This window comes from Acinetobacter sp. Leaf130 (assembly GCF_001423205.1).
GTDB lineage: Bacteria > Pseudomonadota > Gammaproteobacteria > Pseudomonadales > Moraxellaceae > Acinetobacter > Acinetobacter calcoaceticus.
In genome coordinates this window covers 130,042-147,800 of sequence record NZ_LMOE01000006.1, presented here as the reverse complement: position 1 = coordinate 147,800, position 17,759 = coordinate 130,042, and the positions used below count along the sequence as shown (strand labels likewise).

14 protein-coding genes are annotated in these 17,759 nt (G+C 41.7%); 9 read left to right on the top strand and 5 right to left on the bottom strand.

Going from position 1 to position 17,759, the window contains the following annotated elements; genetic code table 11:
* Window positions 1-41: 41 nt before the first annotated feature.
* Both ASF86_RS13720 and ASF86_RS19335 read right to left on the bottom strand, forming a co-directional pair.
* Window positions 42-1,244 (bottom strand): acetate/propionate family kinase, encoded by a 1,203-nt coding sequence (locus ASF86_RS13720; RefSeq protein WP_056482923.1) that lies wholly within the window; start codon window positions 1,242-1,244, stop codon window positions 42-44.
* Window positions 1,226-1,345 (bottom strand): hypothetical protein, encoded by a 120-nt coding sequence (locus ASF86_RS19335; protein WP_080026271.1) that lies wholly within the window; start codon window positions 1,343-1,345, stop codon window positions 1,226-1,228. Before ASF86_RS19335 ends, ASF86_RS13720 begins: the two co-directional genes overlap by 19 nt.
* Window positions 1,346-2,000: 655 nt before the next feature.
* Between ASF86_RS19335 and edd the strand changes: the two genes are divergently transcribed.
* The 5 genes from edd to ASF86_RS13695 all read left to right on the top strand — a co-directional run bounded on the left by edd (window position 2,001) and on the right by ASF86_RS13695 (window position 8,372).
* Window positions 2,001-3,848 carry a phosphogluconate dehydratase gene (gene edd, locus ASF86_RS13715; protein WP_056482919.1) on the top strand — a complete coding sequence of 616 codons (1,848 nt, stop codon included), beginning with the start codon at window positions 2,001-2,003 and terminating at the stop codon, window positions 3,846-3,848.
* Between the two features lie 29 nt (window positions 3,849-3,877).
* Window positions 3,878-4,507, top strand: coding sequence for a bifunctional 4-hydroxy-2-oxoglutarate aldolase/2-dehydro-3-deoxy-phosphogluconate aldolase (gene eda, locus ASF86_RS13710; RefSeq protein ID WP_005036946.1), 630 nt, complete (start codon window positions 3,878-3,880; stop codon window positions 4,505-4,507).
* 185 nt (window positions 4,508-4,692) lie between these two features.
* Window positions 4,693-6,051, top strand: coding sequence for a gluconate:H+ symporter (locus tag ASF86_RS13705; protein WP_056482915.1), 1,359 nt, complete (start codon window positions 4,693-4,695; stop codon window positions 6,049-6,051).
* A gap of 17 nt (window positions 6,052-6,068) precedes the next feature.
* Window positions 6,069-6,581, top strand: a complete 513-nt coding sequence (locus ASF86_RS13700) for a gluconokinase (RefSeq protein ID WP_005036944.1) — start codon at window positions 6,069-6,071, stop codon at window positions 6,579-6,581.
* A gap of 162 nt (window positions 6,582-6,743) precedes the next feature.
* Window positions 6,744-8,372 carry an NADP-dependent glyceraldehyde-3-phosphate dehydrogenase gene (locus ASF86_RS13695; protein ID WP_056482912.1) on the top strand — a complete coding sequence of 543 codons (1,629 nt, stop codon included), beginning with the start codon at window positions 6,744-6,746 and terminating at the stop codon, window positions 8,370-8,372.
* 122 nt (window positions 8,373-8,494) lie between these two features.
* Here the strand turns inward: ASF86_RS13695 and ASF86_RS13690 are convergent, their stop codons facing one another.
* Window positions 8,495-9,760, bottom strand: coding sequence for a glutamate-5-semialdehyde dehydrogenase (locus ASF86_RS13690; protein WP_003654861.1), 1,266 nt, complete (start codon window positions 9,758-9,760; stop codon window positions 8,495-8,497).
* Between the two features lie 299 nt (window positions 9,761-10,059).
* Here ASF86_RS13690 and ASF86_RS13685 point away from each other — a divergent pair, with 299 nt between their 5' ends.
* Window positions 10,060-11,373: an alpha/beta fold hydrolase gene (locus ASF86_RS13685; RefSeq protein ID WP_056482909.1), complete on the top strand. Its 1,314-nt coding sequence runs from the start codon at window positions 10,060-10,062 to the stop codon at window positions 11,371-11,373.
* Window positions 11,374-11,435: 62 nt separating this feature from the next.
* Here ASF86_RS13685 and ASF86_RS13680 read toward each other — a convergent pair whose 3' ends face one another.
* Both ASF86_RS13680 and nagZ read right to left on the bottom strand, forming a co-directional pair.
* Window positions 11,436-12,278, bottom strand: a complete 843-nt coding sequence (locus ASF86_RS13680) for a class I SAM-dependent methyltransferase (RefSeq protein WP_056482906.1) — start codon at window positions 12,276-12,278, stop codon at window positions 11,436-11,438.
* Window positions 12,279-12,358: 80 nt separating this feature from the next.
* The gene (nagZ, locus tag ASF86_RS13675; RefSeq protein WP_056482903.1) at window positions 12,359-13,378 is read right to left on the bottom strand and encodes a beta-N-acetylhexosaminidase; all 1,020 of its coding nucleotides are present in this window, start codon (window positions 13,376-13,378) and stop codon (window positions 12,359-12,361) included.
* 192 nt (window positions 13,379-13,570) lie between these two features.
* On the opposite strand from nagZ, the gene ASF86_RS13670 reads away from it, so the two are divergent.
* The 3 genes from ASF86_RS13670 (at window position 13,571) to ASF86_RS13660 (ending at window position 17,757) form a co-directional block, all read left to right on the top strand.
* On the top strand, window positions 13,571-15,754 hold the full coding sequence (locus ASF86_RS13670) for a carboxy terminal-processing peptidase (protein WP_056482901.1): 2,184 nt from the start codon (window positions 13,571-13,573) through the stop codon (window positions 15,752-15,754).
* Between the two features lie 137 nt (window positions 15,755-15,891).
* Complete coding sequence (locus ASF86_RS13665; protein ID WP_081407709.1) at window positions 15,892-17,181, top strand: glycosyltransferase family 4 protein; 1,290 nt, start codon at window positions 15,892-15,894, stop codon at window positions 17,179-17,181.
* Between the two features lie 24 nt (window positions 17,182-17,205).
* Window positions 17,206-17,757 (top strand): phosphatase PAP2 family protein, encoded by a 552-nt coding sequence (locus tag ASF86_RS13660; protein ID WP_005036937.1) that lies wholly within the window; start codon window positions 17,206-17,208, stop codon window positions 17,755-17,757.
* Window positions 17,758-17,759: the final 2 nt, after the last annotated feature.

Here is a 17,759-nt window from a genome sequence, read left to right as displayed (position 1 = left end):
ACCTATAAATAAATGAATATCGAGTTTTCGCTAAGATCTGATTAAGCAAGGCTTGCTACAGATGCTGTAGTTCCTGCCGCTTCAACAACTTGACGGGTTTCTTTGGCAATACGGCCTTCTTCATCTGTTGGAATGACCCAAATTTGCGGACCTGTTCCATTATCAATTCGGCCTTCAGTGCCACGTTTTAAGTTGTTGTTTTGATCTTTGTCGAGCTGCAAACCAAAATGAGGTAAATACGCTAAAGTTTTCTCACGAATATATGCCGAGTTTTCACCAATACCGCCTGTGAAAATGAGGCCGTCTAAAGTTGGTAAACCACAGCTTAAGGCAGCAAGTGATTTTGCAAGGCGATAACTAAACACTTCAATTGCAAGGCAAGCATCTTCATTGCCAATTTCTGCAGCTTCAATGACTGTGCGCATGTCATTAGACAATTGCGACAAGCCAAGTAAGCCACTTTCGTTATTTAAAACTTTATCAATTTTAGCGAGGTCCCAACCGAGGTTTTTCGCAAGGAAGCTATGTAAGCTTGGGTCAACGTCACCACTACGAGTTCCCATCACCACACCTTCAAGTGGAGTAAGGCCCATAGAAGTATCAACACTTTGTCCGTTCCATACTGCACAAGTTGAACTGCCGTTTCCTAGATGTGCTGTTAACCAACCACCTTTTTTCAGATTGCCTGCAAGTTCAGTTGCTCGGTCAGACACATAGGCATGGCTTGTACCATGGAAGCCATAACGACGGACATTATGTTCGGTATATAAGAACTTAGGAATTGCATAACGGTAGGCATGCGGTGGCATGGTTTGATGGAATGCTGTGTCGAAGACTGCAACTTGAGGTAATTCAGGAAATAGGCGTACGGTTGCGTCAATACCGATTAAATGTGCTGGGTTGTGAAGAGGAGCTAAAGGGGTCGCAGCGCGAATACGTTCAATAATTTCAGGAGTGAGTAATTCGGCTTTAGTTAAACTACCGCCGTGTACAACACGATGTCCGATTGCTTGTGGTTTATAGTTGGCAAGACGTGCAAGTAGAGTTTCTAAAGCTTTGGCATGGTCAGCATAGGGAATTGAAAGTTCAAGTGGTTCACCACCAACTGTCACTCCCTTAATGCGAGCATCGGCTGCCCCCAAGTTTTCTGCTAAACCGTAAATACGATCTTCACGACGTTCTGAAACTAGAGCATATTTAATAGATGAAGAGCCGCAATTGATAACTAATACTGATGTAGCCACGTTGAAATACCCACGTCCTGATTTAAAATAGTTTTCCTAACTTCCTGTTCAAAATGTATTATTTTCAGATACAGGTTGAACGGGTTGTCATGTTTTAACATGTGTTGTTTTTCTGTCCAAGATAGACTTTAGCCCATTAGACTTAAGCACTATCGACCATCAAATTATTTGTAACTAATATTTATTCAGTATAAAGCTTAATCACTGTATTCCTTGTTTTTTTATGCGGAGATAGCTCGGTTTTTTTGTATACATTTATGAAAAATAAGCTTGAATCAAATTTTATTTTAAATGGTGGGTAGTGATTCTTTATTAAGAGGGCAGAAGTCTCTTTAATTAAATTTGAAAAATATATTACAAATAATATACGTAATTGAAATTAAGAATTAATAGTAGGAATGAGAATTATAAAGAATAAAACATAGGCTTATTAGAACTAAAAAGTAGTATGAAAAGCTTATTATCTAGATATTGTTCAATGTGTTTCATAATATTGATATTACAATAATTTTACCATAATTTCTGAAGTTCAGTTTAAGCATAAATAATCGAGTTTTTAAATAGGTTTTTGGTCTAAAACCTAAGCTTGCTATACCTTTAAGGTCTATGAGGAGGTCATTAAAACAGCATTGCCTAGGGTTGCATGTCGCTTTTCGCCTGAATAATATTATTCATCCTTTTTCAAATGATCAGAAAAATATATCATTTGGTTTATTTTTATTTTCCGGCTTATCCGGTTGTACAGGAGCGTCCTGCATGGACTTGCCGAACCCCATACTGGCAAAAGTTACCGAGCGCGTAATTGCGCGTAGTCAAAAAACTCGTTCTGCATATTTACAACGTATTGAACATGCACAAGGCAAATTTCCTGCTCGTGGTGCACTCTCATGTGCCAATCTGGCTCATGGTTTTGCCAGCATGGAAGATAATGAAAAATTAATTATTAAAGTAGGCCGTGAGCCAAATATTGGCATTGTATCTTCATATAACGAAATGCTCTCGGCACATGCACCCTATAAAACATTTCCAGATCTAATTAAAACAGCCGCTCGTGAAAATGGTGGTGTAGCGCAATTTGCTGGCGGTGTGCCAGCGATGTGTGACGGTATTACTCAAGGTAATGCTGGCATGGAACTATCATTGTTCTCTCGTGAAACCATTGCGATGAGCACAGCGATTGCATTGTCTCATAACATGTTTGATGCAGCGTTATGTTTAGGTGTTTGCGACAAGATTGTGCCGGGATTATTGATTGGTGCTTTGCAATTTGGTTATTTGCCTACCATTTTTGTGCCTGCGGGCCCAATGACAAGTGGTTTATCTAATGACGATAAAGCCAAAATCCGTCAGCAGTTCGCAACAGGTGAAGTTGGGCGCGATGCTTTGCTTGAAGCTGAATCAGCAGCCTATCACGGACAAGGTACCTGTACGTTTTACGGTACTGCCAACAGTAATCAAATGCTGATGGAAGTGATGGGTTTACACCTTCCAAGTGCTGCATTTGTTCATCCTCACACACCATTGCGTGACGCACTCACCGCAGAAGCTGCGATTCGTGTACTTGATTTAACCGTTGAGCGCGGAAACTACACGCCTATTGGTCATGTTGTTGATGAAAAAGCAATTATAAACGGCATTGTGGCGTTATTAGCCACAGGTGGATCAACTAACCATACTTTGCATCTTATTGCGATTGCCCGTGCTGCTGGCATCTTGATTGACTGGGATGACTTTGATGAATTGTCTGCCGTTGTTCCATTGTTAGCCAAAATTTATCCAAATGGTAAGGCCGATGTAAACCATTTCCAGGCTGCGGGTGGGGTTGCTTTCCTCATTCGTAATTTGCTTGAAGCTGGTTTGTTGCATAACGATGTGACTACCGTTGCAGGTAAGGGTTTATACCATTACACCAAAGAACCAAAACTGATCGACGGTAAGCTCACTTGGGTTGATGGCGTGGTTCAAAGCCTTGATGACAAAGTTTTGCGTAGTTTCGATGAGCCATTCCAACCAGATGGTGGTTTACGTTTAATGCAAGGGCGTTTAGGACGTGGTGTGATCAAGATCTCTGCCGTTGCTCCAGGACATCGTAAAGTTAAAGCACCTGCAATCGTGTTTGATTCTCAAGAAGCAGTGCAAGCTGCATTTGATCGTGGTGAGTTACACCGTGATTTCATTGCTGTTGTTCGCTTCCAAGGTGCACGTGCGAATGGTATGCCAGAGCTACACCGTTTAACCCCTGTATTAGGTGTTTTACAAGATCAAGGTTTCCATGTGGCATTAGTAACTGATGGTCGTATGTCAGGTGCTTCAGGCAAAGTTCCAGCAGTAATTCATTTATCTCCAGAGGCTTTGCTGAACGGTCCGATTGCTAAAGTGCAAACGGGAGATATGTTGGTGATTGATGCTGAAGCTGGTGTACTCGATATTGAGTTAGATGAAGCTGTTTGGCAGTCACGCCCTGTTGCACAACCTGAGCATCAGGCAGAAAACGAAGTCGGCTTTGGTCGTGAATTATTCGGTGTGTTCCGTGCCGCTGCTGCACCAGCTGAGCATGGTGCTTCTGTGTTTGGTGCTTTGGTTGGTGAAATCGTTCAACCTTAGACTTTAATAATAATAGGAATAGAAAAGTAATGATTAAGATTGAAGATGTTGTTCAATTAGGGCCAGTGATTCCGGTACTGGCATTTGAGTCTGCCGAGCAAGGTGAACATGTATCACGCGCGCTGCACACTGGTGGCGTGAAAGTATTGGAAATTACGTTACGTACTGCGGCAGGACTGGCTGCTATTGAGCGTGCGAGCCAGTTGGCAGATGACATTGTGGTCGGTGTAGGTACGATTACCAAGCCAGAACATTGTGCTCAAGCAAAAAAAGCTGGTGCTCAATTTGGTGTGTCGCCGGGTTTGACTAAAGATTTACATTTGGCTGCGCAAGATGCCGGTTTGCCTTTGTTGCCGGGTGTGATGACGCCAAGTGACCTGATTCAGGCAATTGAATTAGGTTATGAGATTGTGAAGTTCTTTCCAGCTCAGCAAGCGGGTGGAGTCGAGATGCTAAAAGCATTCTATGGTCCATTTCCAAACCTACGTTTTTGCCCTACAGGTGGCATTACCGCAGAGACAGCTCCGGATTTCTTGAAGCAACCAAATGTGGTGTGTGTGGGTGGTTCGTGGTTAACACCGAAAGCGGCAGTTGCTTCACAAGATTGGGCGGAAATTACTCGCTTGGCACAATTGGCTAGTCAGTTGAGAACATTGTAAATGTAATCAATATTTATAAAAAATGAAGCGCATTTGATGTGCTTTAGAGCTTATGTCGATATGACCAGTAGTGATACTGGTCATACCTAAATATAAAAAATTAGTGTCTCAACAGTAGGAATTATCCTGGTTGAAGACCTTTATTTAGGCTTAGCCTAGATAGTTACTCCAAGGAGAAATGTCACATGGAGACGGTTCAGGGTGGCATGTTGCTTATCTATACTGTAATCGCGATTATTGCTTTAGTTGTCATGATCGCGAAGTTCAGAATTTATCCATTTCTAGTTCTTATTATTGTTTCACTCGGTTTAGCTTTAGCAGTTGGCATGCCAATGGGCGATATTGTTAAGTCATATGAAGCCGGTACCGGTAAAACCTTAGGTCACCTTGCGATTGTAATCGCACTCGGAACGATGCTCGGTAAAATGATGGCCGAGTCGGGTGGTGCAGAGCGAATAGCAATTACTTTAATTAAATGGTTCGGTGAGAAAAATATTCACTGGGCCATGATGTTCATTGCCCTTATTGTGGGGCTGCCCGTATTTTTCGAAGTTGGCTTCGTACTCCTTATTCCAATTGCTTTTAACATTGCCAAAAGAACGGGCAAGTCGTTATTGGTCGTAGGTTTGCCTATGGTTGCAGGGTTGTCCGTTGTGCATGGTTTGATTCCACCACATCCGGCAGCGTTGTTGGCAGTACAGGCATATCACGCTGATATTGGTAAAACAATTGCCTACAGTTTGTTAGTGGGCGTACCAACGGCGATTGTTGCAGGGCCGTTGTATGCATTATGGATCAACAAATATGTCAAATTGCCTGAGAACAATCCATTGTTTAAGCAATTTGTTGAGGTAGATAAGAAAGAAACTCGTGAGCTCCCAAGCTTTGGGATTACCTTATTTACGATTATGTTGCCTGTCGTATTAATGTTAATCGGAAGTTGGGCTGATCTTTTCTTTGCACCACAAACTTTCGCAAATGACTTACTACGTTTCATTGGTACTTCTGATATCGCATTGCTTATCGCCGTACTGGTCAGCTTTATCACCTTTGGTACGATGCAGGGCTTTAACCGTGAACAGATCGAAAAATTCTGTGGCGGTTGTTTGGCTTCTATTGCCGGAATCATGTTGATTGTCGGTGCTGGTGGCGGTTTTGGCGGTATTTTGCGTGACAGTGGTATTTCTAATGAGATCGTTTCTACAGCCTTGAAGGCAAATTTGTCACCTTTATTGTTAGGCTGGTTAGTTGCAGCATTGATTCGTTTGGCAACAGGATCGGCAACAGTCGCTATGGCTACTGCTTGTAGTATTGTCGCTCCGATTGCTGCTACAGCTGGTGTTACCGTTAGACCGGAACTTTTAGTACTTGCCACAGGTTCAGGTTCATTAGTTTTCTCTCATGTAAATGATGCAGGATTTTGGTTAATCAAAGAATATTTTGGTATGACAGTAGGGCAGACACTCAAAACTTGGTCAGTATTAGAAACCATTATTTCGGTGTTGGGTTTGTCTTTCACGCTACTTCTTAGCACTATTTTATAATTAGAGGTAATTAATCCATGATTGTGATTGCAATGGGTGTCTGTGGAACAGGCAAAACACTGATTGGTGAGTTGCTGTCGGAGCATTTGGCTTGTGAGTTTCTCGATGGAGATACACTGCATTCGACTGCAAATAAAAGCAAGATGAGTCAGGGTATTCCTCTAACTGATGAAGATCGCATGCCTTGGTTACACGCGATTCGTAAAGCTATTGAAGAGAAGCAGCAGGCGGGTGAGACCGCAGTGTTTACTTGTTCTTCACTCAAGCGGGTCTACCGAGATATTTTACGTGGCCATGACCAAAATGTGCAGTTTGTATATTTAAAAGGGTCATATGAGTTGTTAAAACAGCGTCTTGCTGAGCGAGCAGGCCATTTTTTTGACCCTTCTTTATTGCAGACTCAGCTTGATACTTTAGAAGAGCCTGATGTTCATGAGGCAATTACGATTGATATCGCATTGACACCTGAACAAATAGTTGTGCAGGTCATGCAAAAACTAGGGGTAACTGACAGCGTGTGTAGGGGGTAACCTCATTTAGAAACATTGCAAAGTCTTGATTGATTTGTGGTGCGGCTCAAGCAAGGTGAATACCAGTAATGGTACTGGTATTCACAGGAACAAGGTCTGATCATAGCGGGCTAGGTTCGAATATATAAATACATAAATATATAAAACTTGGAGATAACAAGAATGAGTCATTCAAATAATTTGCAGCAGAAATTTCCCGTAGTAGATAGTATTCCTGAGAACGTGCGTCTGCCATCCCAGATTCATCAGCGTGTCTCATTAGTAGATGGTGAGCTGAAGTTGTGGGCTGGTGCAACCAAGAAAACATTGTCCCCAATCTGGACTCAGCAGTCTGATGGTAGTTTGCAGCAAGTTGAGCTTGGCAGTTATCCAATCATGGGTGAGAAGGAAAGCGACGAAGCACTAGAAGCAGCAGTACGGGCCTACAACAATGGTCGTGGTGAATGGCCAATGATGAAAGTTGGTGAGCGCATCGCCTGTATGCAGAATTTCATTCAGCGTATGGTGGAGCGACGAGACCTGATTGTTAAACTGATCATGTGGGAAATTGGCAAGAGCTTGGCTGACTCTGAGAAAGAGTTTGACCGTACTGTCACCTACATGCGTCAAACCATTGATGCCCTGAAAGACCTAGATAATGCCAACTCCCGCTTTGTGATTGCTGAAGGTACCATTGGTCAAATCCGTCGTACCCCGTTGGGCGTAGTGTTATGTATGGGGCCATATAACTATCCGCTGAATGAAACCTTTGCTACCTTGATTCCGGCTATGCTAATGGGCAACACCATCGTCTTCAAACCACCTCAATTTGGAACCTTGTTGTTTGAACCATTGCTGGAAGCATTCCGTGAATCATTCCCGAAAGGTGTGATCAATACCATCTATGCGCCAGGCTCACTGGTGGTGCCGCATCTGTTGGCATCTGGAAAAATCAACGTATTGGCGCTGATTGGTTCTAGCAAAGTGGCCGATTACTTGAAAAAGCAACATCCTAAATCTCACCGTCTGCGTGCGATTTTGGGGCTGGATGCGAAGAATGCAGCCATTATTCTGCCAGATGCCGACTTGGATCTGACAGTGAAAGAGTGTCTGCTGGGTGCATTGTCATTCAATGGTCAGCGTTGTACTGCGCTCAAGATGCTGATAGTACATCGCTCGATAGCCGATGAATTTGTTAACCGCTTAACGGCTGAACTGGCCAAACTGAAAGTGGGTATGCCGTGGGAAAAAGGTGTGTTTATTACTCCGCTGCCAGGCATGCACCGTACGGCCTATATGACTGAAGTCATTGAAGATGCCGTGGCTAAAGGGGCAAAAGTGGTTAATGTAGAAGGTGGTGAATTCTGCAAAACTATGTTCTATCCAGCCGTAGTTTATCCAGTGACTGAAGGCATGAGACTGTATCGTGAAGAACAGTTTGGTCCAGTGGTACCAGTCTCTGTTTATGATGACATTGAAACTGTGCTGGAATATGTTACTACTTCTGATCATGGTCAGCAGGTGAGTATTTTTGGTAGTGACCCTGAGCAAATTGGTCATTTGGTTGATCCGCTGGTCAATCAGGTTTGTCGTGTGAACATTAATTGTCAGTGCCAACGTGGTCCAGATGTGTTTCCATTCGGTGGTCGTAAAGATTCTGCGGAAGGTACACTGTCTGTGCATGATGCGCTGCGTGCATTCTCTATTCGTTCTATGATTGCTGCTAAACAGACTGATGACAGTAAAGGCATGCTGGCCTCTATGGTGTCTGAGCACTATTCTAAATTTGTGAATACCGACTTTATTTTCTAAGTGGTATGTAGTTAAAAAAACCAGCCATCGGGCTGGTTTTTTTTGATTGTAAAATTTGAATAATAAAATAAATAAAAACGCCTGATTAATATCAGGCGTTTTTATTTGGAATAATAGATCGATTATTGACGAATCTGACCGTCACCTAACACAATCCATTTTTGAGAAGTTAAACCTTCTAAACCAACCGGACCACGTGCATGGATTTTATCTGTAGAGATACCAATTTCTGCACCTAAGCCATATTCAAAACCATCAGCAAAACGAGTCGAGGCATTGACAACCACTGAACTCGAATCTACACGAGCCAAGAATTGACGCGCCAAACTATAATTTTCTGTCACAATCGCATCGGTGTGATGTGAACCATATTTGTTGATATGGTCAATTGCTTCGTCTAAACCACTAACAACTTTAATTGCAAGAATTGGCCCTAAATATTCGGTATACCAATCTTCTTCCGTTGCAGCTTTAACAGATGGGCCTAAAATGCGGCGTGTTTCTGGGCAGCCACGAAGCTCAACTTGTTTTTCAGCATATAGTTCGGCAATGCGTGGTAAGAAAACGTCTGCAATCTTTTCATCAACAAGCAGAGTTTCCATCGCATTACAAACACCATAGCGATGAGTTTTTGCATTCAATGTAATAGGTAAGGCTTTGTGAAGGTCTGCTTGTGCTTCGACAAATACATGACAGTTACCATCAAGATGCTTAATAACAGGAATACGTGCTTCATTCGTCACACGCTCAATTAAGCTTTTGCCACCACGTGGAACAATGACATCCACATATTCAGCCATAGTAATAAGATGGCCGACTGCCGCACGATCAGGCGTATCAATAACTTGCACTGAATGTTCAGGTAAACCAGCTACTTTTAAGCCATGCTTAATTGCTTCTGCAATTGCTTTATTTGACTCAAGCGCCTCTGAACCACCACGCAAAATAATGGCATTGCCCGATTTGATGGCTAAAGATGCTGCTTCTAGCGTGACATTTGGGCGCGATTCGTAAATCATCCCAACGACCCCTAGAGGTACACGCATTTTGCCAATTTGAATACCAGTTGGGCGGTATGCAAGATCAGTAATTTCCCCAATAGGATCGACAAGCGCGATCACATCTTTTAAACCTTGCAACATTCCTTTAAAACGTGCGGGCGTAAGTTCAAGACGATCAAGCAATGCGCTATCGAGCTGATTGCTACGACCTTTATCCATGTCCACTTGATTCGCTGCCAAGATTGCTGCCTGATTATTTTCCAAAGCAGTATAAATAGCAGAGAGTGCATGATTTTTAAGCGAGGTAGAAGCACTTGTTAAGACGCGTGAGGCGTCACGTGCTTGTTGCCCGACTTTTTGCATATATTGTTCAATTGAATCTTGCATAGCCGTTTTTAATCGTTTACCAATGACTACGATAGTAGCAGTCAAATGCGGAACAATGAATGGCTTTTTTTGAAAAATGTGACCGCTATAAAAAAACATTTAAATATTTTGCAAACTATTAGCGACTTAAACAAGATGAGCGGTCATTTGAGCGATTGCGTATATTTCACACAATTGTTTAGAATGTTATTGTGCAATACAAACTAATACAAATTTTAAAGTTTTGTGCATAAAAGATTACGTGTTCAAGAAGGAACTCTTGCAGCATAAAAAAATTACAGCAAGGAGGAAGCAAGGATATGAATTCCATTATTCAAATGGATTCGGAGATAAACCAAGCTTATGCCGGTTTTGGCTTTTTCGATATCTACCATAGAGATAGTTTTAAACAACCTGCTCGTACAACATGGATTGACGGCTGGAAGATTGAATATATGGCAATTGCCGATCCAAAAACGATTCACAATACGCCAATTGTGATTGTGGGTGGTGCTTTCCAGAATTTTAATTCTTATAAATATTGTGTTGAACAATTGTTTGAAAGCGGTCCGGTCATTTTAATTGATTTACCTTCTATGGGCGCAAATCAGCAAATTACCAATCGGGATACAGGAGTATCTGCGGGTACTTTAGAATTACCTGATCTATCTAAAATGTTGGGACGCTGGCTGGATATTGTTGGACTACAAAAAGTTTCCGTTATGGGAATGTCTTTGGGGTCGGTAATAGCATCTTGCTTTGCTTACCATCGTCCAGAATTAATGGATCGCATGATCTTGATGGGTGTCATGCAAAAGACCCGAAAAAGTTGGCGAATGATTTTGGAAGAGTCTCTTAAGCTCATGCAAGAAAACCGCATGGAAGAGTTTGGGCAAGCTGTGATTTTGTATTTAGTGAATCATGCAAAATTAGATAAAACCCGCATGTCACCTACAGCCAAAAAATTATTTTTTAGGCAAATGGCTGAGTTTACGGGCACTGAACGAGAGCGTTATGAAATTAACTGTAATCGTCTTTTGCGTTTAACTGACGTGCCAATTCCGGCGTGTAAAACTCTGGTTGCTGCAGGGCAATACGATAGCTTTACTCTGCCACATGAAAATGCAAATTTTGCTTTGCAATGTCCAGATATGGAATTTGCACTTATTGCAAATGCTGACCATGTACCTCAGTTGCAACGCCGTAAAGAAACCATGAGTTTGTTCACCACTTTCTTGAAAGGGGAATCTATCCAAAATCTGGATGGAATTATTCCTATGACACGTGAACAAATAGCGAATATGGAACGTCGTGGTGAAGAACGGGTTCGGGTTTTACAGCCAAAAACTCAACTTACTCACCGAGAGTTTGATGTACAGGTGCCAGTGACAATTGTTGATGTCACATTCTTTGGTATGTATTTAAAAATGGATGATGTTTCGCAGCTTGATTTTGTGAATGATCATCCACGTGATTTGGCACTACATTTAGAAGATGAAGAAGGTAGCTTTGCAATTGAGTGCTTAATTTTTGAAAGTACAGAGCAGGGTATTCGAGCTCTATTTAAACATGGTAGTTTCGAACTTGCTGATCGTTTAAGCCGTTTTATTGCTCGTCAAAAACAAACTGTTTAATCTATTCCTTATAGTTGGAGTTGGAAGCTCGTAATTTTCGAGCTTCCAATTTTTTATGCTTATTATTTTGTTTGGCTGTGGATTATCCAGACAAGATCACCTAAATGTTGCTCATGACCATCGGAAGAAACTTGTCCAAAAAATATTTGTGGCTGTTCAACTGTGACTTGTTGAAACCCCGCATCTTTAAAAAAATCCTGCACTTCTTGAGGACTTTTAAAATGAAAACTAAAGGAACTGCGGGACATTAATTTAAGTAGCTTACTACTGTTCCAGATAATACTGGCAAGTTTATTTTTAACTGGCTCAGGGTACAGATCCGTTAAATAATGGAATGTTTTAAAAGCAGCACCATAGTGAGCGATCGATTGAATGAGTTGTTTTAATAAATCTTTATCAAAATAGTTAATTAAACCTTCACTAATCACAACCAATGGGTGTTTAGGGTCAAATACTTCAAATGCTTGCGCAAAAGCTTCCGTAAATAAATCAACTGAGAGAATTTCAGGCGCATTTTTTTCAATTTGCTGAAGTGCATTTTGTTTGGTTTGTGCCATATCGGGTAAATCAAGCTCCCGATAGGTAATTGAAGGGTAATGCTGTCTAAACCACCATCCGCGAGGGGACAGGCCACATGCTATTTCAAGGACTTGTAGATCAGGATTTTCTTGAATTAACTTCTCTAAATGATGATCAAGCATCGTATGGCGTTGTTTGAGCGTAGTACGCATGCTGCCACCCACATATTTCTCGGCCCAAGATTCTATTGGGTGAACCAAATACGCTAGTGATTTTCCTTTAGCTGTAGCAAGTGCTTCGTGAGAGATCCCCATTTGGTACCAGATATAGCCAGTATAGTGTGCAGTAAAAGAAATATGGCGGTGTTTAGAAAGTTGTTGTGTCATTCGTCCTGAACTCGGTTTATTGTTTTTGTGTGATTTGACTGATGATGTGAACCATCAGTCAAATATGTGCTTAAGTCAATTTAAAACGAATTTTTAAACTCTTCAATGGCTGTTTTGACAGCTTGCCACTCATCTCCAAGCGATAATGTTTCACCAATCTGAATTTGTGGAATTTGACCGCGCATACGTTCTAAGCGTTCTTGATTTGGAAGAGCAAGTTTTTCGATACCTTCTAGTGCTGTGCATGCCGCATCACGGTCATTACACACAAGTCCCATATCACAACCCGCAGAAAGCGCGGCTTGAATACGTGCATCTGCACCACCTGCTACACATGCGGCCTGCATACTTAAGTCGTCAGAGAAAAGTACACCATCAAACTTCAAACGGTTGCGTAGAACTTCTTGAATCCAAAAAGGTGAAAAACCAGCTGGATTTGGGTCAATCTGATCATAAATCACATGTGCTGGCATGAGTGCATCAAGCTGAGGCATGAGCTTGATAAAGCTTTGCATGTCATGATTATAGATTTCGTCATAGCTACGGCTGTCAATTGCAGCTGCAACATGAGAGTCTGCTTTTACCGAGCCATGGCCAGGGAAGTGCTTGCCCGTATTTGCCATTCCAGCTTTTTTCATGCCTTGCATAAATGCGCCAGCAAGAGGTGCGATATCTTCAATATTTTTAGAGAAACCTCGGTCACCAATCACGTCACTAATTGCATTAAGGTCTAAAACTGGTGCAAAACTAAAATCGATGCCGACTGCAAGGACTTCGGTTGCCATGAGCCAACCACACTGTTCAGCTAGCTCAAGTGCTTTTTGAGGTTGGGTAATATAGAGTTCACCAAAACGGCCCATGGCCGGTAATAAGGTAAAACCAGATCTTAGGCGCTGAACTCGACCACCTTCTTGGTCGACAGCAATTAAAATATCTGGACGAATTTGACGCATGTGGTCTGTTAAAGCACGGACTTGTTGCGGAGATTCAATATTTCGTGCAAATAAAATCATGCCACCGACTTGCGGAGCGCGTAATAGTTCAATATCTTCTTGAGTAAGTTCTGTGCCGGCGATATCCAGCATCAATGCGCCAATCATATTGGTTCCATTTGAATTTTGATTGAAAAACAATAAGCGAATTTTGCAATGTTTTGCTACATTTTGTCAGTACAGAATATGATAAAACTACACGGTATAAACAATTTAGTTGGTTAAGATTTTGAATCTGCTTAGTTCATATCGAAAACAGAGCATGTAAGATAGGAACACCCAAGGAAGTATTAAAAATTTATGAAACTTCAAACTATAGCTTGTGCAGTAGCGATCGCGACTGGCGGTTTATTCTTCTCTCATACGATGAATGAAGCGAGAGCAGCAACGAATACTGCTGTGGTTTCTCAATCGATCCAGCCAACGCAAGAGCAGGCTTTGGTAGCCCGCCAACTGGCAACTTTAGTTGATCGCCAACATTATTTGAATATGCGTCTGGATGCAACAACATCAAATCGTATTCTCGATATGTATTTAGATAATCTTGACCCAGATCACTCACTATTTTTAGACGCTGAAGTTCAAAATTATAAAAAACTATATGGTTCAAATTTTGGTGCTTCATTAAAGGCGGGGAACTTAACAGGGCCATTTGCAATTCATCAGCAATATCGTGAACGCTTAAAACAATTTTATGAGTTCATGTTGGCTGAGTTGAAACAACAGCAAAATTTAAAACAGCCAAATAGCTATATTGAAGTTGATCGTGAAAAAGCACCGTATTTTAAAACGACAGCTGAGCAACAAAACCACTGGCGTAAAATGCTGGTTTCGCAGTTAATCAACTTAACTATTAGTCGTGAAGAAGAGCAGGCAAAACAAAAAGCGCTTAAAGAAAACCCTTCACTTGCTGATGGTCAAGACTTAACTGGCCCAGAAGATTTAACACCAGCTCAGACCTTAACTAAACGTTATACACGTCAGCTTGAAAGAATTAGTCGTGTGAAAAGCGATGATGTGTTGGATAAAACATTAAATGCCATGTTGGCGACCTATGATCCACATAGTAACTATTACCCGCCAATTGATGCGATAGAACTTAATCGCCAAACGACCTTGCAACTAGAAGGCATTGGGGTGTCGATTCGTCCAGAGCGTGGCAATGAAGATTACACCAAGATTGAAACCATTGTAGAAGGTGGTCCTGCTAGTAAATCTGGCCAAGTGAAATCAGGAGATCGAATCGTTGGTGTCGCCCAAGAAGGCGAGAAAATGATTGATGTGGTTGGTTGGTCAAGTTCTGAAATTGTTGGGCTTATTCGTGGTAAACGCGGAACGAAAGTAACATTAAAACTTCTTGGTGCTGGTGCATCAATGAGTCAGGCACGTAATGTGACCTTAGTGCGTGATGTCATTCAAGAAGAAGATGCTGGTGTTCGTTCACGCACAGTTGAAGTGACACGTGATGGTAAAAAGCACCTGTTGGGTGTAATTGAAATTCCATCATTCTATTTTGACTATCGTTCACGTCGTGCTGGTCAACAGTACCGTTCAGTTTCAGAAGATACTGCCAATGCTTTTGAAGCGTTAAAAGCGAAGAAAGTAGAAGGTATTATTATTGACTTACGTAATGACCCAGGTGGTTCATTAGAAGAAGTTGCACGTATGCTGGGTCAAGTGATTAAGTCAGGTCCAGTTGTCCAAATTCGTGATGGTAATGGCAATGTTAGTGTTTTTGAAGATAACGATGGTGGTCAGCAAATTTACACTGGCCCCCTTGCTGTAATGGTGAACTTGGCGTCAGCGTCAGCGAGTGAGATTTACTCTGCTGCAATTCAAGATTATGAGCGCGGTATTATTATTGGTAGTACAACAACTGGTAAGGGTACAGCTCAGGTACAACTTGATACTCTGGCATACGGTCAAGCGACTTTAACTCAGCGTAAGTTCTACCGTATTACCGGTGGTAGTACACAAAATAAAGGTGTAGTGCCAGATATTAAACTCGTCGATATCTATAATGAAGAGTTTGGTGAACGTAAATCGAAGAATGCGTTGAAGTGGGATACGATTCCGACTGCACCGTTTAAACGTGAAGGTTCTGTTCAGCCATATGTCGCTAAGTTATCTCAGTCTTCTGAACAACGTGTTGCTGTCGATCCTCAGTTTAAATATTTAAATAAACGTACTGCGATTGCTAAGGTTACAAGTGAGCAAAAGCAAGTCGTACTTGATATTGATAAACGCCGTGCAGAATTGCTTGGTTTAGAGAAACAGACTCTAGATGCAGAAAATGAACGCCGTGCAGCAAGTGGCCAAAAGCCTTTTGCAAATTGGGAAAGCTATCAAGCTTCATTAGATGCTCTAGCTGAATCTCGCGCTAAAATGAAAGCATCGCAACGTCCTGCATTGCCAGAAGAAGAAACTTTTGTGACTGAAGCTGCAAATGTACTCATGGATTATGCAAAATTGCAAAATCGCTAAGCGTTATTAAGTTTTAAGAGAAAAGCATACTGTCATCAGTGTGCTTTTTTATTTTTCATGTCAGTAAACTGTCATGCATTTATCATCAAAGTGTCAAAAAAACTGCTTAATCTTTAAGCATGAAAATAAATACATTGATGGATGGCGCTATGCAAAGCTCATACGCGACAGCACTATTAAAACAACAGCAACTTCCTGAAAGCTTCCAATTCTATTTTAAACAAAAGCAGCAGTTGTCTAATACCCACTCATTACATGAGTTGGTTCGCCCGCGTTTAAAAATTGCGATTGTTACCGAAACATGGCCACCTGAAATTAATGGTGTGGCACTTTCATTATTACAATTATGCCAAGGCTTACAAAAGCAGGGGCATAAGATTTTATTGATTCGCCCAGAACAAAAAGCAAAATGCCATGACTTTACACCAGAGCAAGAATGTCTGGTCATGTCACAAGCGATTCCAAAATATCCGACTTTACAGTTTGGCTGGCCACAATATTTAAAAGTATCGAAAGCTTTTGAAAAGTTTGTGCCAGATGTAGTCCACATTGTGACAGAAGGTCCTTTAGGCTTAACTGCCATGCAGGCTGCAAAAGCAAAAGCTATTCCGGTTTCTAGCGGCTTTCACTCACCATTTCAAGATTTTAGCCGATTCTTTGATTTGGCTTTTTTAGTCAAACCGATTCAAAAATACCTGTGCTGGTTTCACAACAATACTCAAGTGACCTGTGTGCCGAGTAAAGATACACAAGAAGCATTACGAGGCTTCGGTATTACGTGTCCACTAGTTGTTGTTGGGCGTGGCGTAGATACGACAAGGTTTTCACCGAAGCATCGCTCTGAAAATTTACGAAAGCAATGGGACGCCGATGAGAATACTCGCATTATGCTTTATGTGGGACGTTTGTCGCCTGAGAAAGAAGTGCAAGTGCTTATTGAAAGTTATGCGAACTTACAAACTGTTCAGCCAAATAAAACTAAGTTAGTTATTGTGGGAGATGGCCCAGATTTTGCTCGCTTAAAGTCATTACCTGAAGCGAAGGGCGTTATCTTTACCGGAAGTCTGAGAGGTCAAGATTTGGCGGCTGCCTATGCGAGTGCAGATGTATTCGTATTTGCGAGTCAAGTTGAAACGTTTGGTAACGTAGTTTTAGAGGCAATGGCAAGCGGTTTGCCAGTTATCGCGTATGATTATGCATGTGCACATCAATACTTAACACATGGTGTGAATGGCTGGTTAAGCCCACTTGGACAAAAAAGCCACTTTATACAACAAATTTATCAGCTTCCTTCAGTACAACAACTTAGAGAAATGGGCGTACAAGCCTGTCATAAAGTACAGCAAAGCGGTTGGCAACTTCCGGTTCAGCAATTGGAGCAGGCATTTTATCAGGTAGTGAAGGAGCCCTCGTTGGACTTCACCTAAGTATCCTAACATAGGAGAATGACCATGAAATTTAAGAATGCAAAAATAAAAATACTCGATTTAGATTTGAGAGGCTGTTTATATTTGAACAATTTCTCTCACTCACAACGTGTTGCCCTTTTTTTCAAAATCATCAGTCGTGTGGGTGATGGACCATTTTGGTATCTAATGCTGGCAATCGTATGGGGGATGCAAGGCATCACCTATAGCCTGCAAATCATCTACTTGTTACTGGGTGGTTCCCTTGGAACGGCAATCTATAAATTCTTAAAACATAAAACAACGCGACCTCGTCCTTATCAGGTGCATCAGGTGATTGTGCTCGGTGAGAGACCACTCGATCATTTCAGCTTTCCATCTGGTCATACGCTTCATGCCGTGATGGTGACAATTGTCTTGGGCTATATCCAGCCAGTCCTGCTTGCTGCGATGTTTCCTTTCATGGTGCTTGTGGCATTGTCTCGTATGGTGCTTGGTCTACATTACCCAAGTGATGTGATTGTAGGGGCTTTAATTGGTGCTGCTGTGGCAAGTTTAATTATTTTTGCTGCACCTTTATTGAACATCGCTTTATAAGC